Annotated in this window: 17 protein-coding genes; 8 read left to right on the top strand and 9 right to left on the bottom strand. The window is 72.0% G+C overall.

Going from position 1 to position 19,071, the window contains the following annotated elements; all coding sequences use genetic code 11:
• Positions 1-12: 12 nt before the first annotated feature.
• From tal to pgl, 5 genes are all read left to right on the top strand, one after another.
• Complete coding sequence (gene tal, locus ACNAW0_RS18170; protein ID WP_416289085.1) at positions 13-1,191, top strand: transaldolase; 1,179 nt, start codon at positions 13-15, stop codon at positions 1,189-1,191.
• Positions 1,192-1,271: 80 nt separating this feature from the next.
• Entirely contained in the window at positions 1,272-2,918 is a 1,647-nt protein-coding gene (locus ACNAW0_RS18165; RefSeq protein ID WP_416289084.1) for a glucose-6-phosphate isomerase, read from the top strand.
• A gap of 40 nt (positions 2,919-2,958) precedes the next feature.
• Positions 2,959-4,473 carry a glucose-6-phosphate dehydrogenase gene (gene zwf, locus ACNAW0_RS18160; protein ID WP_416289083.1) on the top strand — a complete coding sequence of 505 codons (1,515 nt, stop codon included), beginning with the start codon at positions 2,959-2,961 and terminating at the stop codon, positions 4,471-4,473.
• A gap of 102 nt (positions 4,474-4,575) precedes the next feature.
• Positions 4,576-5,592: a glucose-6-phosphate dehydrogenase assembly protein OpcA gene (locus ACNAW0_RS18155; RefSeq protein WP_416289125.1), complete on the top strand. Its 1,017-nt coding sequence runs from the start codon at positions 4,576-4,578 to the stop codon at positions 5,590-5,592.
• Positions 5,593-5,679: 87 nt separating this feature from the next.
• Complete coding sequence (pgl, locus tag ACNAW0_RS18150) at positions 5,680-6,450, top strand: 6-phosphogluconolactonase (protein WP_416289082.1); 771 nt, start codon at positions 5,680-5,682, stop codon at positions 6,448-6,450.
• A gap of 111 nt (positions 6,451-6,561) precedes the next feature.
• Here pgl and secG read toward each other — a convergent pair whose 3' ends face one another.
• The 7 genes from secG to rapZ all read right to left on the bottom strand — a co-directional run bounded on the left by secG (position 6,562) and on the right by rapZ (position 13,193).
• A complete protein-coding gene (secG, locus tag ACNAW0_RS18145; RefSeq protein WP_416289081.1) occupies positions 6,562-6,822 on the bottom strand; it encodes a preprotein translocase subunit SecG in 261 nt (86 codons plus the stop codon).
• Between the two features lie 95 nt (positions 6,823-6,917).
• A complete protein-coding gene (gene tpiA / locus ACNAW0_RS18140) occupies positions 6,918-7,709 on the bottom strand; it encodes a triose-phosphate isomerase (protein ID WP_416289080.1) in 792 nt (263 codons plus the stop codon).
• Positions 7,710-8,909, bottom strand: coding sequence for a phosphoglycerate kinase (locus tag ACNAW0_RS18135; protein ID WP_416289079.1), 1,200 nt, complete (start codon positions 8,907-8,909; stop codon positions 7,710-7,712). It lies immediately after the preceding gene.
• Between the two features lie 52 nt (positions 8,910-8,961).
• The gene (gene gap / locus ACNAW0_RS18130) at positions 8,962-9,966 is read right to left on the bottom strand and encodes a type I glyceraldehyde-3-phosphate dehydrogenase (protein ID WP_416289078.1); all 1,005 of its coding nucleotides are present in this window, start codon (positions 9,964-9,966) and stop codon (positions 8,962-8,964) included.
• Positions 9,967-10,230: 264 nt separating this feature from the next.
• Complete coding sequence (gene whiA / locus ACNAW0_RS18125) at positions 10,231-11,211, bottom strand: DNA-binding protein WhiA (protein WP_416289077.1); 981 nt, start codon at positions 11,209-11,211, stop codon at positions 10,231-10,233.
• Positions 11,212-11,265: 54 nt separating this feature from the next.
• Positions 11,266-12,258: a gluconeogenesis factor YvcK family protein gene (locus ACNAW0_RS18120; RefSeq protein ID WP_416289076.1), complete on the bottom strand. Its 993-nt coding sequence runs from the start codon at positions 12,256-12,258 to the stop codon at positions 11,266-11,268.
• The gene (gene rapZ, locus ACNAW0_RS18115; protein WP_416289075.1) at positions 12,255-13,193 is read right to left on the bottom strand and encodes an RNase adapter RapZ; all 939 of its coding nucleotides are present in this window, start codon (positions 13,191-13,193) and stop codon (positions 12,255-12,257) included. The genes ACNAW0_RS18120 and rapZ overlap by 4 nt, the downstream gene beginning before the upstream one ends.
• Positions 13,194-13,810: 617 nt before the next feature.
• Between rapZ and ACNAW0_RS18110 the strand changes: the two genes are divergently transcribed.
• On the top strand, positions 13,811-14,173 hold the full coding sequence (locus ACNAW0_RS18110) for a type II toxin-antitoxin system RelE/ParE family toxin (RefSeq protein ID WP_416289074.1): 363 nt from the start codon (positions 13,811-13,813) through the stop codon (positions 14,171-14,173).
• Positions 14,174-14,209: 36 nt separating this feature from the next.
• On the top strand, positions 14,210-14,488 hold the full coding sequence (locus tag ACNAW0_RS18105) for a helix-turn-helix domain-containing protein (RefSeq protein WP_416289073.1): 279 nt from the start codon (positions 14,210-14,212) through the stop codon (positions 14,486-14,488).
• Positions 14,489-14,723: 235 nt separating this feature from the next.
• Here ACNAW0_RS18105 and ACNAW0_RS18100 read toward each other — a convergent pair whose 3' ends face one another.
• Complete coding sequence (locus tag ACNAW0_RS18100; protein ID WP_416289072.1) at positions 14,724-15,782, bottom strand: hypothetical protein; 1,059 nt, start codon at positions 15,780-15,782, stop codon at positions 14,724-14,726.
• On the bottom strand, positions 15,779-16,132 hold the full coding sequence (locus ACNAW0_RS18095) for a PadR family transcriptional regulator (protein ID WP_416289124.1): 354 nt from the start codon (positions 16,130-16,132) through the stop codon (positions 15,779-15,781). Before ACNAW0_RS18095 ends, ACNAW0_RS18100 begins: the two co-directional genes overlap by 4 nt.
• A gap of 981 nt (positions 16,133-17,113) precedes the next feature.
• On the opposite strand from ACNAW0_RS18095, the gene recQ reads away from it, so the two are divergent.
• On the top strand, positions 17,114-18,955 hold the full coding sequence (recQ, locus tag ACNAW0_RS18090; RefSeq protein WP_416289071.1) for a DNA helicase RecQ: 1,842 nt from the start codon (positions 17,114-17,116) through the stop codon (positions 18,953-18,955).
• Positions 18,956-19,071 lie beyond the last annotated feature (116 nt).

Below are 19,071 nucleotides of genomic sequence, written 5' to 3'. Positions count from 1 at the left end.
AGCGTGGACGGCATGACCGACAAGCTGGGTGAGCTGAGCGCCGCTGGTGTGGCGATCTGGCTCGACGATCTTTCCCGGGTACGACTGAGCTCCGGCGGGCTGGACCAACTGCGCCGCGAGAAGCACCTGGTCGGGGTTACCTCCAACCCGACCATCTTCGCCAAGGCGCTGAGCGCCGCCGACGAGTACAACTGGCAGTTGAAGGACCTGGCCATCCGTGGGGTGGACGTCGAAGAGGCGGTCCGCATGCTCACCACGTACGACGTGCGGTGGGCCTGCGACGTGATGCGCCCGGCGTACGACGCCAGCGCGGGAGTCGACGGCCGGGTCTCCATCGAGGTGGACCCGCGGCTGGCCCACGAGACGGAGAAGACCGTCGCCGAGGCCGGTGCGCTGTGGTGGCTGATCGACCGGCCCAACCTGTTCATCAAGATCCCGGCCACCGAGGCGGGGCTGCCGGCGATCACCGCCACCCTGGCCCAGGGGATCAGCGTCAACGTCACGCTGATCTTCAGCCTGGACCGGTACTCGCAGGTCATGGAGGCGTTCCTCGCCGGCATGGAGCAGGCGAAGGCGAACGGGCACGACCTGTCCAAGATCGGCTCGGTCGCGTCGTTCTTCGTCTCCCGCGTCGACAGCGAGGCCGACAAGCGGCTTGAGAAGATCGGCTCCGCCGAGGCGAAGGCGCTGCGCGGCAAGGCGGCCATCGCCAACGCCCGGCTGGCGTACCAGCGCTACTGCGAGGTCTTCGGCTCCGACCGGTGGCAGGCCCTCGCCGACGCCGGCGCCCACCCGCAGCGCCCGCTCTGGGCCTCCACCTCGACCAAGAACCCGGACTACCGGGACGTCATGTACGTCGAGGATCTGATCGCGCCCGGCACGGTGAACACCATGCCGGAGGCGACCATCCACGCCTTCGCCGACCACGGCGAGGTCCGCGCCGACACCGTCACCGGCTGCTACGACGACGCCCGCAAGGTCTTCAGCGACCTGCAGGCGGTCGGCGTCGACATGGCCGACGTGGTCGCCGTCCTCGAACGCGAGGGCGTGGAGAAGTTCGAGGCCAGCTGGCTGGAGCTGCTCGACGGGGTGCAGAAGTCCCTCGCCGAGGCGGCCAAGGGCACCGGGCAGCCGGGCCGGGCCGCCAAGGGCAACGCGCGAGCCGCCGAGCAGGCCGGGGGCAACGCGTGACGGACGGCGCCGGAAGCGTCCCGGGACACCGCCCCGGGGCGCCCCGCGCCTCGGTCGACCATTCGGACCCCGGTGGTGCGATGGGCGACCTGCTCACCGGCCCGGCGGACGCCGCGGCCGGCCTGGCCGTACGCGGCGCGGACACGGTCGACCGGTCCGCGCCCGCGTCGGTACGCGAAGCCCTGGTCGCCCGGGACGTGCCCGCCCGGCTCGCCGCGAAGGACCCCACCCTGTGGGGGCCGGAGGCCGCTGCCGAGGCGAAGGTGCGCCTCGGCTGGGTGGACACCCACCGCCGCAGCCGGGAGCTGCTCCCCCAGCTCGCCGAGCTGGCCGAGGAGCTGGCCGACCTGGACCACGTGGTGCTCGCCGGGATGGGCGGTTCGTCGCTCGCCCCGGAGGTGATCGCCCGCACCCTCGGCCGGCCACTGACCGTGCTGGACACCACCGATCCCGGGCAGATCCGGGCGGCCCTCGCCGACCGGTTGGAGCGGACCGTCGTGGTGGTCTCCAGCAAGTCCGGATCGACGGTGGAGACGGACAGCCACCGGCGGGCGTACTGGTACGCGTTCCTCGACACCGGGATGACCGAGGCGGAGGCCGCCCGGCACTTCGTCGTGGTCACCGACCCAGGTTCGCCGCTGGAGGCCACCGCCGCCGAGATGGGCGTGGTCACCATCGTCGCCGACCCGGAGGTGGGCGGCCGGTACTCCGCGCTGACCGCGTTCGGCCTGGTCCCCACGGCGCTGGCCGGGGTCGCGGTGACCGATCTGCTGGACGACGCCGACGCGCTGTCCGGGTCGCTGGGCCGGGATCGGGACAACCCGGGACTCGCGCTCGGGGTGGCGCTCGGCGCGGCGGCCACCACCGGCCGGGACATGGTCGCCCTGGTCTCCGACGGCACCGGCGTCGACGGCCTGGGTGACTGGGCGGAGCAGCTGCTCGCCGAGTCGACCGGCAAGGCCGGGGTGGGGATCCTGCCCGTGGTGCTGGAGGCGCCGGGCGCCCCCGGCGCCACCGGTCCGGGCGTCCTCACCGTGAGCTACGGGGGCGCGCTCGCCCCGGGCGTCTCGCCCGGGGCCGGCACCGCGGACGTGGCGGTCAACGGCCCCCTCGGCGCCCAGTTCCTGACCTGGGAGTACGCCACCGCCATCGCCGCGGTGGTGCTGGGCGTCGACCCGTTCGACCAGCCGAACGTGACCGAGAGCAAGGAGCACACCGCCCGCATCCTCGCCACCGGTCCGGCGGTGGAGACACCTTCCTTCACCGAGGGCGCGATCGAGGTGTACGCCCCGGCCGGCGCCCCCGGCGACCTGACCGGTGTGCTGGGCTGGCTGCTCGACAGGCTCGCCGCCGACGGCTACCTGGCGGTGACGGCGTACCTGGACCGGCTCGGTGACGCGGCGGTGGCCGGGCTGCGCCCGGTGCTGGCGCGGGCGACGCGCCGCCCGGTGACCTTCGGGTGGGGGCCGCGCCACCTGCACTCCACCGGGCAGTACCACAAGGGCGGCCCGCCGGCCGGCAGCTACCTTCAGGTGACCGGCGCGGTCACCGATGATCTGCCGGTGCCCGGCCGCCCGTACACCTTCGGGGAGCTGCAGGCGGCCCAGGCCGCCGGCGACCGGCAGTCCCTGGTCGGCCGGGGCCGACCGGTGCTGCGCCTGCACCTGACCGAGCGAGCGGCGGGTATCGCCCAGCTACTGGATGCCGCCGGACGGACACGGACGTGACGATGATTGACGTAAACCCCCAGCGGAGCGAGGAGGCAGCATGAACCCGCTGCGCGACCCTCAAGACCGACGGCTGCCACGGATCCCGGAGCCGTGCGCTCTGGTGATCTTCGGGGTGACCGGTGACCTGGCCCGCAAGAAGCTGTTGCCGGCGGTCTACGACCTGGCGAACCGGGGGCTGCTGCCGCCCGGTTTCGTGGTCCTGGGCTTCGCCCGGCGCGACTGGGGCGACGGCGACTTCGAGTCGCTGACCTACGAGGCGGCGAAGCAGCACGCCCGCACCCCGTGGCGGGAGGAGGTGTGGGCGCGGCTGGCCGGCAACATCAAGTTCGTCGGCGGCTCGTTCGACGACGACGCCGCGTTCGACCAGCTCGCCGCCACCCTGGACGAGCTACGAGACTCGCACGGCATCCACGGCAACGCCGCCTTCTACTTCTCCATCCCCCCGGCGGCCTTCCCCGTGGTGCTCAAGCAGCTCGCCCGCACCGGCATGGCCGACAACGCCAAGTCGGGTGGCTGGCGCCGGGTGGTGGTGGAGAAGCCGTTCGGCCAGGACCTGCCCTCGGCCAGAGCACTCAACGAACTGGTCGACGACGTCTTCACCCGCCAGGACGTCTTCCGGATCGACCACTACCTGGGCAAGGAGACCGTCCAGAACATCCTCGCCCTGCGGTTCGCCAACAACCTGTTCGAGCCGCTGTGGAACTCGAAGTACGTCGACTCGGTGCAGATCACTATGGCCGAGGACGTCGGCATCGGCTCCCGGGCCGGGTTCTACGACTCGGCCGGCGCCGCCCGCGACGTGCTGCAGAACCACCTGCTGCAGCTGCTCGCCCTAGTGGCGATGGAGGAGCCGACCAGCTTCGACGCCGACGAGATCCGCACCGAGAAGCTGAAGGTGCTCAAGGCCATCACGGTGCCCGGCGACATCTCCCGGGACACCGTCCGGGGCCAGTACCTGCCCGGCTGGGTCGGCGGCGAACGGGCGGTCGGCTACCTGGACGAGAAGGGCGTCCCGCCGGCCTCCACCACCGAGACGTACGTCGCCGTCAAGCTGGGCATCCAGAACCGGCGCTGGGCGGGGGTGCCGTTCTACATCCGGGCCGGCAAGCGGCTGCCCCGGCGGGTCACCGAGGTGGCGATCATCTTCAAGACGGCCCCGCACCTGCCGTTCAACCCGGCGGACGTGGAGTCGCTCGGCAACAACCAGCTCGTCATCCGGGTCCAGCCGGACGAGGGCGTGGTGCTGAAGTTCGGCTCCAAGGTTCCGGGCACCGCCATGGAGGTCCGGGACATCGCCATGGATTTCCAGTACGGCGAGGCGTTCACCGAGTCCAGCCCCGAGGCGTACGAGCGGCTGGTGCTGGACGTGCTGATCGGTGACCGGACGCTGTTCCCGGACGCCGCCGAGGTGGAGCAGAGCTGGCAGGTGGTCGACCCGTTGGAGCACGCCTGGGCGGGCACGAAGCCGGAGTCGTACCGGGCCGGCGAGTGGGGGCCGCGGCCGGCGGACGAGATGCTGGCCCGCGACGGCCGTTCCTGGCGGCGGGCATGAGCGAGCGTCAGCGAGCGAATCATCAGTGCAGCGCCGTGGTGCCTCATGACGGCACGGAGCGAAGCGGAGTGCCGGCATGAGCGAGCAGACCTGGAGGATCCGTTGATCGGGCTGTGGGACACCACCGGCAACGAGGTGGTCAAGGCGCTCGCCGCCGAGCGGCGCAGCGCGGGCGGGGTGGCCAGCGGCATGGCGCTCAGCCTGATCGTGGTGGTGGACGAGAAGCGGGTCCGGGAGGCGGAGGCCGCGGCGACGATCGCGGCCGCCGCCCACCCGTGCCGGCTGCTCGTGGTGGTCCGCACCGACGTTGAGCGGGACCGCAACCGCCTGGACGCGGAGATCGTCGTCGGCGGCCGGCTCGGCCCGTGCGAGGCGGTGGTGACCCGGATGTACGGCCGGCTCGCGCTGCACGCCGAGTCGGTGGTGATGCCGCTGCTGGTGCCGGACGTGCCGGTGGTGACCTGGTGGCACGGTGAGCCGCCGGAGGAGATCGCCACCGACTTCCTCGGCGTGGTGGCGGACCGGCGGATCACCGACTCCGCGCAGGCGGCCGACCCGATCGCCGCGCTGCGGCAGCGGGCCGCGGACTACGCGCCGGGCGACACCGACCTGGCCTGGACCCGGATCACCCCGTGGCGCACCCTGGTGGCGGGGGCGTTCGACACCGCCCAGTCCAAGATCACGGAGGCGACCGTGGTGGGGCCCGGCTCCGACCCGACGGCGGCGCTGATGCGGGGCTGGCTCGCGGCCCGGCTCGGCATCGACCCGGCCTGGGTACGCGCCACCGAGTTCCCGCGGATGCGCGAGGTGCAGCTGCGCTGCGCCAACGGCGACGAGCTGACCCTGACCCGGGAGGACAGCGTGGCGACCTTCCGGCGCACCGGCCAGGAGGACCGGACGCTGCCGCTGGTCCGCCGGCCGCTCGGCGACGAGCTGGCCGAGGAGCTGCGCCGCCTCGACGCCGACCAGGTGTACGCGGAGGCGCTCGGCGCCGCCGCCGGCATCTCCGGCCTGGACCAGCGCCCCGCCACCCGGGTGCACGTGTGGAAGGACCCGGCGACCGCCCAGCGGGCCGAGGCCGGGGTCACCGCGCACGCCGGCCCGACCGCCAGGCAGTGAGCGGACGGCCGGACGGCAGAGACCACCCGGCGTCGGACAACAACCCAGGTGACCGCCGTGGGGCGGCCGGAACGCGAAGGCACGACAATGAGTGAGGCGAGTGTCGCCGTACACGCCGACCCCGACCTGCTGGCCCAGGCCGTGGCGGCCCGGTTGGTGGTGAAGCTGCTCGACGCGCAGGCGGACCGGGGCCAGGCGTCGGTGGTGCTGACCGGCGGGCGGATCGCCGCGGCGGTGTACCGGGCGGTGGCGGAGCTGCCGGCCCGGGACGCGGTCGACTGGTCCCGCGTCGACCTCTGGTGGGGCGACGAGCGGTTCCTGCCGGCCGGCGACCCGCAACGCAACGAGACGCAGGCCCGGGAGGCACTGCTGGCCGCGCTGCCGCTGGACCCGGCACGGGTGCACCCGATGCCGGCCTCGGACGGGACGGCCGGCAACGACCCGGAGGCGGCCGCCGCCGGATACGCCGAGGAACTCGCTCGGGCGGCCCGGCCGGGCCACGCCGCGCTCCCCCACTTCGACGTGCTGATGCTCGGCGTCGGGGAGGACGGACACGTGGCGTCGGTCTTCCCGGAGCACCCGGTGCACCACGACAACCGCCCGGTCAGCGCGGTACGCGGCAGCCCGAAGCCGCCGCCGGTGCGGACCACGTTGACCCTGCCGGCGATCAACACCGCCGAGGAGGTCTGGCTGGTGGCCGCGGGGGCGGACAAGGCCCGGGCGGTGGGCATGGCCCTCGCGGGGGCCGGGCCGGTGCAGCTGCCGGCGGCCGGGGTGCACGGGGTCTCCCGTACCCTCTGGCTGCTCGACCGGGCGGCGGCGGCCGACGTGCCGCCCCGCCTACGCAGCCTCCGCTGACCACTGCGGCACTCCTCGCCCCGACTGTCAGCAGATGCACGGAAAAGAGTGGCTATTCGTCGCGGAATAGCCACTCTTTCCGTGCATCAGCCCCCTCAGCGGGGCTGGGGCTCAGACACCGCTGCTGAGCTGGAGACGGAGCCAGAGCCCGATCCCGACGATGCACGCGAACCAGATGATCCCGACCAGAAGGGTGTAGCGGTCGAGGTTCTTCTCGGCGACCGAGGAGCCGGCCAGGCTGGAGCTGACACCGCCGCCGAACATGCTCGACAGCCCGCCACCCTTACCGCGGTGGAGCAGAATCAGCAGGGTGAGCAGGATGCTCGTGATGACCAGCAACACGATCATCGTGTACGCGAACCAGATCGGCATGGCGGGGGTCAGTCCTCTCGTTGCGATCACTGCCCGTCGCTGCCGGGCACGGTGGCACCGACCGGCGGACGGGCAGCGTCAAGGATAGCGAGCGATCAGCGGGCGATGTGCTCCGGGAACCGGCAGATCTGAGCGAACTCCTCGGCGTCCAGGCTGGCGCCACCGACGAGCGCCCCGTCCACGTCCGGCTGGGCCATGATCGCAGCGATGTTCGTCGCCTTGACCGAGCCGCCGTAGAGGATCCGGACCTGGTCCGCGGTGTCCTGGCCGAAGGTCTCCGTCAGGCGCCTGCGCACCTCGCCGCAGACCTCCTGGGCGTCCTCCGGCGTCGCCGTCTTGCCGGTGCCGATCGCCCAGACCGGCTCGTACGCCACGACGACCTTGGTGACCTGCTCCGCGGTGAGCCCCCGCAGCGCGCCGTCGAGCTGGTCGCAGCAGTGGGGGACGTGCCGGAGCTGCTCGCGGACCTCCAGCCCCTCACCGATGCACAGGATCGGCGTGAGCCCGTTGGCCAGGGCGGCGCTCACCTTGTCGTTGATCAGCGCGTCGTCCTCGTTGTGGTACTGCCGCCGCTCCGAGTGGCCGACGGCCACGTACGTGCAGCCGAGCTTGGCCAGCATCGGCCCGGAGATGTCCCCGGTGTAGGCGCCCGACTGGTACGGCGACAGGTCCTGCGCGCCGTAGCCGATCAGCAGCTTGTCGCCGTCCACCGCGGTCTGTACGGTCCGCAGGTCGGTGAAGGGCGGCAGGACCACCGTCTCGACGTCGGTGAGCTGCTTCTCGGTGAGGCTCGCGGCCAGCTTCTGCACCAGCAGGTTGGCCTCGAGGTGGTTGAGGTTCATCTTCCAGTTGCCGGCCATCAGCGGCCGGCGAAGGGTGCTCGCCATTTAGTTCTCCAGAGCCGCGATACCGGGGAGGGTCTGGCCCTCCAGGTACTCCAGGGAGGCGCCGCCACCGGTGGAGATGTGGTCGAAGGCGGACTCGTCCAGCCCCAACGTACGGACCGCGGCGGCGGAGTCACCGCCGCCCACGACGCTGAACGCGCCGGCCTTCGCGATCGCTTCGGCGACCCCGCAGGTCCCGTTGGCGAACGCCGGCATCTCGAACACCCCCATCGGGCCGTTCCAGAACACCGTCCGCGCCTGCTTTAGGGCGGCGGCAAACCCGGCCACCGTCTCCGGGCCGATGTCGAGCCCGACCCGCTTGCTCGGGATGCCGTCCACCCGCACCGTGTCGTGCTCGGCGTCGGGCGCGAACGCGACCGCGGCGACCACGTCGACCGGGAGCATGATCTTGCCCGGCTCGCGCTCCATCAGGTTGCGGCAGGTCTCGACCATCTCCTCCTCCAGCAGCGAGCTGCCCACCTCCAGGCCCCGGGCCTTCAGGAAGGTGAAGCACATCCCGCCGCCGATGAGCAGCCGGTCGACCTTCGGCAGCAGCGCCTCGATCACCGCGAGCTTGTCGGAGACCTTGGAGCCGCCCAGCACCACCACGTACGGCCGCTCCGGGTCACGGGTCAGCTTGCTGAGCACCTCCACCTCGCGCAGCACCAGCCGGCCGGCGAAGTGCGGCAGCCGGCCCGGCACGTCGTAGACGCTGGCGTGCTTACGGTGCACCGCGCCGAAGGCGTCGTCGACGTACGCCTCGCCGAGGGCGGCGAGCTGGTCGGCGAAGGCGCCCCGCTCGGCGTCGTCCTTGCTGGTCTCACCCTTGTTGAAGCGCAGGTTCTCCAGCAGGGCGACCTGGCCGTCGGCGAGGCCGTCCACGGTGGAGCGGGCGGAGTCGCCGACGGTGTCCTCGGCGAAGCGCACCGGGGCGTTGAGCAGCTCGCCGAGCCGACCGGCCACCGGGCGGAGGCTGAACTGCGGATCCGGCGTGCCCTTCGGGCGTCCCAGGTGCGAGCAGACGACCACCCTGGCGCCGGCCTGGACCAGCGCGCTCAGGGTCGGCAGGACGGCCCGGATCCGGCCGTCGTCAGTGATCTCGCCGGTCTGCTTGTCGAGCGGGACGTTCAGGTCGGCGCGCACCAGCACGCGCCGACCCGACACCCCCTCGGCGAGCAGGTCGTCGAGGTTACGGATGCTCACAGAGCCAGCCCTCCGTTCGTGGCTGCGGGGCTCGCAAGCTCACTCCTCGCACTCACAGCGACGAACCAACCAGTTTGACCAGGTCGACCAGACGGTTCGAGTAGCCCCACTCGTTGTCGTACCAGCCGACGACCTTGACCTGGTTGCCGACGACCTTGGTCAGCGGCGCGTCGTAGACGCACGACGCCGGGTCGGTGACGATGTCGGAGGACACGATCGGGTCCTCGTTGTAGATCAGGATGCCCTTGAGCGGGCCGTCCGCGGCGGCCTTCATCGCGGCGTTGACCTCGTCCACCGTGGTCTCGCGGTTGACGTTGACGGTCAGGTCGGTGGTGGAGCCGGTCGGGATCGGCACGCGCAGCGCGTAGCCGTCCAGCTTGCCCTTGAGGTCCGGCAGGACCAGGCCGATCGCCTTGGCGGCGCCGGTCGAGGTCGGCACGATGTTGAGCGCGGCGGCCCGGGCCCGGCGCAGGTCCTTGTGCGGCGCGTCCTGCAGGTTCTGGTCCTGCGTGTACGCGTGGATGGTGGTCATCAGGCCCTGCTGGATGCCGAACGTGTCGTGCAGCACCTTGGCCATCGGGGCGAGGCAGTTGGTGGTGCAGGAGGCGTTCGAGATGATTGTGTGCTTGGCAGGGTCGTACTGGTCCTGGTTGACCCCCATGACCACGGTGACGTCCTCGTTCTTCGCCGGCGCGGAGATGATGACCTTCTTGGCCCCGCCGTCGATGTGCGCCTTCGCCTTGGTGGCGTCGGTGAAGAAACCGGTGGACTCGATCACCACATCGGCGCCCACATCGCCCCACGGCAGCTTGGCCGGGTCCTTCTCGGCGTACGCCTTGATGGTGTGGCCGCCCACGGTGATCTCGTCGTCGCTGGCCTTGACCTCCTGCGGGAGGCGGCCCAGGATGCTGTCGTACTTGACAAGGTGGGCGAGCGTCTCGTTGTCGGTCAGGTCGTTGACCGCCACGACCTCGATGTCGGCGCCGGACGCCAGCACTGCCCGGAAGAAGTTGCGGCCGATCCGGCCGAAGCCGTTGATGCCAACCCGGATGGTCACAGGTCCCATCTCCTCGCGTTCTGGTCCGCCGGCGTCAGGCCATCAGCCGGCGAAGGTGTGTGCGCCGACCGTTGGAGCCGGCCGTTGATGATTCATCTCGGCCACCCCGCCGCGGTCCTGGGGACCTGACCGCCCGAGGCGGTGAGCACGGACGAGGAGTGCCGGTGTCGGCCCCCTTGCCGTACGCAGCGACCATATCCGAGCGTGCGACATCGCGCTGCGCCGGGTGGTGATCCCGCTGCAGTACGACGTCCCACCGTCCTATCAGACCACGAGCATGTCGGGCGTGACGGCCGCTTCCGTATCCGGGATGCCCAGGTCCCGCGCCCGCTTGTCGGCCAGCGCGAGCAGCCGGCGGATCCGGCCCGCGATGGCGTCCTTGGTCAGCGGCGGGTCGGCGAGGGCACCCAACTCCTCCAGCGAGGCCTGCCGGTGCTCCAGGCGCAGCCGCCCGGCCGAGGTGAGATGGTCGGGAGCGTCGTCGGCGAGGATCTCCAGCGCCCGGGTGACCCGGGCGGCGGCGGCCACCGCGGCCCGGGCCGAGCGGCGCAGGTTGGCGTCGTCGAAGTTGGCCAGCCGGTTGGCGGTGGCCCGGACCTCGCGGCGCACCCGCCGCTCCTCCCAGGCCAGCACGCTGGAGTGGGCGCCGATCCGGGTGAGCAGGGCGGCGATCGCGTCGCCGTCCTTGACCACCACCCGGTCGACATTGCGCACCTCGCGGTTCTTGGCGGTGATCCCGATCCGCCGGGCCGCGCCGACCAGGGCCAGGGCCGACTCCGGCCCCGGGCAGGTGATCTCCAGCGCGCTGGAGCGGCCCGGCTCGGTCAGCGAGCCGTGCGCCATGAACGCGCCCCGCCAGGCGGAGACCGCGCAACAGACGTTGGCGGCGACCACGTGCGGCGGCAGCCCGCGCACCGGACGGCCACGCACGTCCAGCAGGCCGGTCTGGCGCGCCAGCGCCTCGCCGTCCTTCACCACCCGTACGATGAAGTGGCTGCCCTTGCGCAGCCCACCGGAGGCGAGCACGTGGATCTCGCTGGGGTAGCCGTAAACCTCGGCGATCTCCCGGCGGAGCCGCCGGGCGACCGCGCCGGTGTCCAGCTCAGCCTCGACCACCACGCGACCCGACACGATGTGCAACCCGCCCGCGAAGCGCAGCAGGGCGGCCATCTCCGCCCGCCGGCAGCAGGGCTTGGGCACGTCGACCCGACTCAGCTCGTCCTTGACCGCAGCCGTCATCGCCATAGTGCGCCCCCTCACGGACCGGTTCCGGCGTGTCGCCGGTGATTACGTACGTGTCTAACGATCGGCGCCCAGGACAGGCACCAGCGCGGCGCCCAGGGCGGCTGGATCATGACGGGGCGTGCCGTCGAGGACGGCGACGGGAGCGAGGACCAGCCGGGCACCCAGCGATTCTGCCGCACGTTCGACCGCCACGGGGTCACCCACCGCCTTGGAGTCGGCCAGCACCATGTCCACCTTCAGCTCGGGCAGATAGCGCCGCAGGGTGTCCAGATGGTCGGCCAGGGACAGCCCGAGGGTCTCCTTCTCCGCCACCAGGTTGAGCGTCACCAGCCGCCGCGCCGAACTGGAGATGATCGCGTCGGCCAGCCCCGGCACCAGCAGGTGCGGCAGCACACTGGTGTACCAGCTGCCCGGCCCGAAGATCAGCCAGTCGGCCTCGCGTACCGTGGCCACCGCCTCGGCGCAGGCGACCGGCGCGGCCGGGGCGAGCCGCAGCGCCTCGACCCGACCGGTGGTGACCGCCACCTGGTGCTGGCCGTGCACCGTGCTCACCTCGTCGGGGTGGTCCGGATCGGCGCCGCGCACCCGGGCCTCGATGCCGACCGGCTGGCAGGACATCGGCAGCACCCGGCCAACCACGCCGAGCATCGCCCCGGCGTGGTCGAGCGCGGCCACCGGATCGCCGAACAGCTCCATCAGCCCGTGCAGCACCAGGTTGCCGACCGCGTGCCCGACGAGCGGGTCGCCCGCTCCCCCACCGGCGCCCGCCGGGCCCGCCGCGGCGGCGGCGAAGCGGTGCTGGAACAGGCCGGCGGTGTGCCGGGTGGCCGGGTGATCGCCGGCCAGCGCGACCAGCGCCTGCCGGAGATCCCCCGGCGGCAGCCCGCCACGCTCGGCCCGCAGCCGGCCGCTGGAGCCGCCGTCGTCGCCCACGGTGACCACCGCGGTGATGTCCAGGTCCAGCTCGGGTACGCAGTGCCGCAGCGCCCGCAGGGATGCCGAGAGCCCGTGTCCGCCGCCGAAGGCGACCACCCTGGCCGGGCTCACTCCCGCCCCAGGTCCCGGTGCTGGGCGTTCGCGGCGATGCCGGACTGGCGCAGCCGGGCGGCCAGTTCCTCGGCGATCGCGACACTGCGGTGCTTGCCGCCGGTGCAGCCGACGGCGACGGTCAGGTAGCGCTTCCCCTCCCGCTCGAAGCCGGCGGTGGTGGCGTTGACCAGGTCGGCGTACCCGGCCACGAAGGCGTCCGCGCCCTCCTGGCCCAGCACGTACGCGCTGACCGGCTCCTCCCGCCCGGTGTGCTCACGCAGCTCGGGCACCCAGTACGGATTAGGTAGGAACCGGGCGTCCATCACGAAGTCGGCGTCCGGGGGCAGGCCGTACTTGAAGCCGAAGGAGAGCACGGTGATCCGCAGCCGGCGCGCGTCCTCCCCGCCGAACAGCTCCTCGACCCGGCGCCGGAGCTGGTTGACGTTGAGGTGACTGGTATCGATGATCACGTCGGCCTGGTCCCGGGCCTCCTCCAGCAGGGCGCGCTCGACGGCGATCCCGTCGGCCAGCCGCCCGTCCCCCTGCAACGGGTGCGAACGCCGGACGCTCTCGAACCGGCGGATCAGCACCTCGTCGTCGGCGTCGACGAAGACCACCCGGGGCTGGAAGCCGCGCTCGCGCAGCTCCCGGATCGCCCCGGCCAGGTCGGTGGAGAACGCACGCGACCGCACGTCCAGCACCATGGCCGTACGCCGGGCCGCGCCGCCCGCCTTGAACGCCAGCTCGGCCATGTCGAGCATGAGGGCCTGGGGCAGGTTGTCGACCACGTAGAAGCCGACATTCTCCAGCGCCCGGGCCACCGTGCTCCGACCGCCGCCGGAGAGGCCGGTGACCACCACCAGGGTGGTGTCCGCCTCGGCCGGCGCCGGCCGGCTCAGGGCTGTCTCCGTACCGGTCGGCACCAGGTCTCCCGCCGTCCGCGCCTCGCTCACCTGCTACCCCCAAGCCGTGGCGCCGCGGCCGCTTCGGCCGCGAATGGTCAATCAGCGACTCTAACGGCTCCGGCCCCGTACGGGATTCCACGGGGTGACGACGGGAACAGGGAGTTGTCCGGTTTGCCGGGACCTGGGCGCCGGCCCCGGTCGTAGTTCCGACACGCGCCGGGCTCGTCCGCCCGGTCAGCCCCGTGACGCCCTCGGCGGCGAGGCCGCCGACGCGACCCGCTTGCCGTAACAGGCCGTAGCGCGGTCGGATAGCCCCGGTGCATTGCTGCATCGGGGCGCCCACAAATCCGTACGTGCCACTCGTCGCGGCATACGGCTCAAGCAAGCCCGGAGGGCGTGTCAGGCATAGAGCAGCGTTGGGTTTTTCTGGGCGCCGGTTGTCCGGCGCTGGCAGTGCGAGTGGACCAGGGGGTGTCGTCCGGTGTGGCCCTGTCCGCTAGATGGCACGGATGAGCGCAGCGCGCCGGCACGCCAACGCGGCAGCTTGGCGTTGTTGATCTTCGCGGCGCGCCGTCAATGGCGGTCATCGGCCTCAGGCATTCGGCTGCGAGCGCCGACGGCAGTTCGGTGGGCACGGCGAGCCCACGTGCTATATGCTCGCGTATATGGGCGACCGGTACGACGTCGAACTGGAGCCCGAGGTACGCGAGTGGCTTGGCACGCTGTCACTCGCCGACTACCGGACAGTTGAATACCATGCCGACCGGCTGGCCGAGGCACCCACCACGCTCGGCGAGCCGCACAGCAGGCATCTGCGGGGCGCGGTCCGGGAACTGCGTTTTCACCTGGGCCGCTCAGCTTGGCGGATCAGCTACTGGCTGGCTCCACACCGACGGATCGTGCTGCTGACGGTCTTCCGCAAGACCCGCAGCCGCGAGGCAGCTGAGGTGGAACGAGCGGTGGCGGCGCAGCGGGTCTGCGAGGACCAGCACCAGGCGGCAACGCATGTCTACGACCGAGAGGGGTGACCAACTGTCATGAAGGGGTATCACACCAAGTGGAGGGTGCCCGACGAGCACCGCGAAAGCGCCGAGTACATCGAAGCCGGCGCACGCATTGCCCTCGGCCAGGCCGTCTACGATCGGCGAAACGCGTTGGGTATCAGCCAGAGCGAACTCGCCCGTCGAGCAGGCACCACTCAGACCGTCATCTCGCGGCTGGAAGGTGGCGCGGTCACTCCGACCCTGCCGCTGCTGCACCGTCTCGCAGGCGCACTCGAAGGAGAGCTGAACCTCAAGATCACGGGCACGAGCACTTATGCGGAGTTCCCACTCGCCTCGTGATCCGGCGCCATGCCGTACAACGACCGCGCCGAATGCAGCAGATCCGCGCACCAGGCGACCGCGCCGGAGTGCGGAGGCGGCGTGGGGATGAGTCGGTGCCGGTCCTTCTGTCGGTTGTGCCGGACCCGCCGAACCGCCTATCGGCGGCTCGGCAGCTGGCGGGCGTTCTGGTGTGTGCTGCCGGTTCGTGTCTTGTAGGAGCGGGCACCCTCCGGGTTCACGGCCTGGTGGTCTTTCACGCTACGGGGGCTGGGTGGGCGCTGGACCGGCCGCGGCCCGTGGTGGCCAGGAGGCCGATGCCGGCACCGGCCACGAGCGTAGCCGTTACCAGCCAGGCGGCCGGGGTGGCCACCACCCATCGGTACGGCGGAGCGATGCCGTAGATGTCGATGTCCGCGAACGCGAGCGTGCCGAGGGTCTCGTAGAGGCCGATGGTGGGGTGCGCGGCGAGACCGACGGCGGTGAGGCCGAGCGCGAGGGCGGCGAGCCGGCGGGACAGCGTGCGGTGCCGGAGCCGGTACGCGACCCAGCCGGTGAGTGTCCAGCCGGTCATCGCGGCGGCCAGCCACCCGAGTGCGGCCGCCACGGGTGCCCAGCCGGGCTCGGCCGGGCCGATGCCGATCAAGAGGTGGGTGCCGGCGTGTCCCGGTGTGGTGATCGTCAACGCGTACCCTCGCAGGGTGTGGCCGTCGCGGGTAGCCTCGAACACCTGGTAGATGCCGTCGAGGCGCTTGTCGTTGGCGTACGCATGGGGTTGGGTCTGTTGCACCCGGCCGGGTGTCCATCCGTCGGCGCGCAGCCGGGCCTGCGCGTCCTCGAGCGACCAACCGGTGAGCCGGGGCTCGTAGGCCAGGGCCACTGTGCGCCAGGTCTCGCCCATCCCGTCGTGCCGGTCGATGGTGGACGCCGGCAACGCGGTGCCGGTCACGGTGGCGCCGATCCGGCCGGCGGCCGCATCGGACGGAAGGTCCGCGGCGGTCTGCCAGGCCACCCAGGAGCCGCTCGCCGCGCCGATCGCCCCCAGGATCACGCTGGCCAGCACTGCGGCCGCGATCGGGGAAACGCCGACCGGCAGCCGGAACCACTGCCGTAGTGCACCGCGGACTAGGTCCGCGACGTCGGCCCCGGCGGGCCGGCGGCGGCCGGGCTCGGCGGCGTCCATGAGCGTCGCCACGATTTCGTCGCCGTAGGCGCGGCGGTAGCCGATCGGGTAGATCCGGAGCAACCGCCGGTACCAGCGTTCCAATGCGGCGTGCGCCGGCAGCTCCCGCGTGAGCGCCCCCGTGCCGCTCACGCGAGGGCCCCGAACCGGCGGGCCGTGAAGGCGAAGGCACTGCCCGGGCGGGCACGCAACCGGCTCTCGGCGGCCTCCGCGTGCTTGCGCAGACGGCGTGCCTGCTCGGCGAGCCGGCTGGCGCCCGCGTCGGTCAGCCGGTAGTAGCGGCGCAGCCGCCCGTCGACCACCTCCTGGCGGTCGACCTCGATGAGCCCGTGCTCGATGAGCCGGTCGAGGGCGCCGTAGAGCGTGCCGGCGCGCAGTGTCACCATCCCGTCGGAGAGCTCAGCAACTTCCTGGGTCACGCCGTAGCCGTGTTTCGGCTCTGTCGCCAGTGCCGTGAGGATGAGGAATGTTGGCTCTTGCATTGCCGCCATGCGCAGTAGATTACGTTGGACGATATATACCGTCAAGGTGAGCCAGAATGCTGGCTGGGATGGGAGGATCTTCGGCCGGCCAGCGTCACTCTTGATCGAAGGCCATTGCGGAGCCTGCTGGCTCCCCATCGCGCTCGCGCCCTGCATGCGAGGCAATGCCGCACGCGGGTGCTGTTTCCCGGGACAGGGATTGTCGTCCGCGTCCGGCAAGCATCGCCGGGTAGCCCCGACGCATTGCTGCGCCGGGGCCCCCTCAGATGGTCATGGTGCTGGCGCAACGCTTGTGGGTGGATGAAACTGGGGGCGTCACCCGCTGACGTCGACGGTTCTTGGTACGGGTTGAGTCCGGCCCTCAGATTGACGCTGGATCCGGCCCCGGTGGGTACTCCGGGTTGCTGCCTGTGAGCGCGAGTCTCAGAATCCTGATCTTCATGCCGGATCCGCGGGTGACGCGCCGCCGGCTCCTCCTCGTACGTCTCCCAGGCGTCGTGGAGGTATACGGCGAGGCCGTCCCAGGCGCGCGCCGCGTGCTCGACCAGCAGCAGCGCCCTGGCGGCCCGCTACGGGACGGAACGCGAGCGGCGGTCGGGGCGCAACAGGCCGCCCGCCGCCGGCTACGAACCCGCCGCGCACGACCCGCACCGGCGCTGGATCCTGCACCTGAGCTACCTGGCGGGCGACCTGCGGGAGGCCCGGGAGCAGGCGGTCGTCTACACGGAAGGCCTGACGATCCTCCGCCCCGAGTTGCCCGCGAGCGCCGCGCTGCTGTCCCGCGCGCACGCCTGGAACCACGTCGAGCCGGTGTTCTGCGGGCGCATCGGCCCGGACAACGAGGTCTGCATGGACATCACCGGACACCCCGGCTCCACAGCGCGGCCGGCATCGGCGGGCTCTGCTGGGGCGACGGGGGCGGCGCGACCACACAGTGACGGCGTGTCACCCGTTGTCGGGGGACGCTCGTAGACTGCGCGGATGGTCTCCCCCACCGATCAGCGGACCGAGGACGCTCTGCGGGTGCTGCGCCGGGTGTTCGGCTACGACACCTTCCGGGGCTTCCAGCAGGAGGTCGTCGAGCACGTGGGGGCCGGCGGCGACGCGCTGGTGCTGATGCCGACCGGGGGCGGGAAGTCGCTCTGCTACCAGATCCCCGCGCTGGTCCGCGACGGTGTCGCGGTGGTGGTCTCGCCGCTGATCGCGCTCATGCAGGACCAGGTCGACGCGCTCACCGCGGTCGGCGTCCGCGCCGGGTTCCTCAACTCGACCCAGGAGCCGGCCGAGCGGCGACGGGTGGAGGCCGCCTTCCTCGCCGGCAAACTGGACCTGCTCTACCTCGCCCCGGAGGCACTCGCCGTCCGCTCCACCGTCGGCCTGCTGGAGCGGGGCCGGATCGCGTTGTTCGCGATCGACGAGGCGCACTGCGTCTCCCAGTGGGGGCACGACTTCCGCCCCGACTACCTCAACCTCTCGATGCTGCACGAGCGCTGGCCCGGGGTGCCGCGGATCGCGCTCACCGCCACCGCGACCAAGGCCACCCGTACGGAGATCGCCACCCGGCTCCAGCTCACCGACGCCCGGCACTTCGTGGCCAGCTTCGACCGGCCCAACATCCAGTATCGGATCGTGCCGAAGCGGGAGCCGCGCAAGCAGTTGCTGAGCCTGCTGCGCGACGAGCACTCGGGCGACGCCGGGATCGTCTACTGCCTGTCCCGCGCCTCGGTGGAGAAGACGGCCGAGTTCCTGGTGGCGAACGGCGTGCCGGCGCTTCCGTACCACGCCGGGCTGGACGCCCGGACCCGGGCCGCCAACCAGCAGCGCTTCCTGCGCGAGGACGGGCTGGTCATGGTCGCCACCATCGCGTTCGGCATGGGCATCGACAAGCCAGACGTACGCTTCGTCGCCCACCTCGACCTGCCGAAGTCGGTGGAGGGCTACTACCAGGAGACCGGCCGGGCCGGGCGGGACGGCCTGCCGTCGACCGCCTGGCTGGCGTACGGCCTGCAGGACGTGGTTCAGCAGCGCAAGATGATCGATACGTCGGAGGGCGACCTCGCGCACCGGCGCAACCTGGCCACCCACCTCGACGCGATGCTGGCCCTCTGCGAGACGGTCCGCTGCCGCCGGGCGCAACTCCTGGAATACTTCGGCGAGACCGGCGCGGGCGGCTGCGGCAACTGCGACACCTGCCTCGAACCGCCCGAGTCCTGGGACGGCACGGTCGCCGCGCAGAAGCTCCTCTCCACCGTCTACCGGCTGGACCGGGAGCGCAACCAGCGGTTCGGCGTCGGGCACTGCGTCGACATCCTGCTCGGCCGGCGCACCGACAAGGTCGACCAGTACGGCCACGACTCGCTGAGCACCTTCGGCATCGGCACCGAACTGCGCGAGGCGGAGTGGCGGGGCGTGGTGCGGCAACTGCTAGCCGAGGGCCTGCTCGCGGTCGAGGGCGACTACGGCACCCTCGCGCTCACCGAGGCGAGCGCCGAGGTGCTGGGCCGCCGGCGTACGGTCACGATGCGGCGGGAGCCGGAGAAGCCGGCGTCCGCCCGTTCGGCGAAGCCGCGGGGCGCGGCCACCGTCGTCGCCGACCTCACCCCGGCCGCGGCCCCGGTGTTCGAGCGGCTGCGGGCCTGGCGGGCGGCCACCGCCAAGGAGCAGGGCGTGCCCGCGTACGTCGTCTTCCACGACGCCACCCTGCGGCAGATCGCCACCGAGGCACCGGCCTCGCTGGCCGAGTTGTCCGGGGTCAACGGCGTCGGCGAGAACAAGCTCGCCAAGTACGGCGAGCAGATCCTCGGCGTACTCGCCGAGGGCTGACACCGGCACCCGCGGACGACCGACGGCCGGCCCCGGGGCGGGCCGGCCGTTGGTGATGGCGAAGGGCCGGCCCCTTTGTGGGGCCGGCCCTTCGTGATTGCTGCTGTTACCGGATT

It is taken from the genome of Micromonospora sp. SL1-18 (assembly GCF_047921505.1).
GTDB lineage: Bacteria > Actinomycetota > Actinomycetes > Mycobacteriales > Micromonosporaceae > Micromonospora.
Note: the sequence above shows the minus strand (reverse complement) of the source record. Positions and strands in the feature narration are given on the sequence as shown.

Excerpts from the sequence above, each read along its gene's own strand:
- tal (WP_416289085.1), top strand. The coding sequence starts at position 13 with ATGACCGACAAGCTGGGTGAGCTGAGCGCCGCTGGTGTGGCGATCTGG.
- ACNAW0_RS18165 (WP_416289084.1), top strand. The coding sequence starts at position 1,272 with ATGGGCGACCTGCTCACCGGCCCGGCGGACGCCGCGGCCGGCCTGGCC.
- zwf (WP_416289083.1), top strand. The coding sequence starts at position 2,959 with ATGAACCCGCTGCGCGACCCTCAAGACCGACGGCTGCCACGGATCCCG.
- pgl (WP_416289082.1), top strand. The coding sequence starts at position 5,680 with ATGAGTGAGGCGAGTGTCGCCGTACACGCCGACCCCGACCTGCTGGCC.
- secG (WP_416289081.1), bottom strand. The coding sequence starts at position 6,822 with ATGCCGATCTGGTTCGCGTACACGATGATCGTGTTGCTGGTCATCACG.
- tpiA (WP_416289080.1), bottom strand. The coding sequence starts at position 7,709 with ATGGCGAGCACCCTTCGCCGGCCGCTGATGGCCGGCAACTGGAAGATG.
- whiA (WP_416289077.1), bottom strand. The coding sequence starts at position 11,211 with ATGGCGATGACGGCTGCGGTCAAGGACGAGCTGAGTCGGGTCGACGTG.
- ACNAW0_RS18110 (WP_416289074.1), top strand. The coding sequence starts at position 13,811 with ATGGGCGACCGGTACGACGTCGAACTGGAGCCCGAGGTACGCGAGTGG.
- ACNAW0_RS18095 (WP_416289124.1), bottom strand. The coding sequence starts at position 16,132 with ATGCAAGAGCCAACATTCCTCATCCTCACGGCACTGGCGACAGAGCCG.
- recQ (WP_416289071.1), top strand. The coding sequence starts at position 17,114 with ATGGTCTCCCCCACCGATCAGCGGACCGAGGACGCTCTGCGGGTGCTG.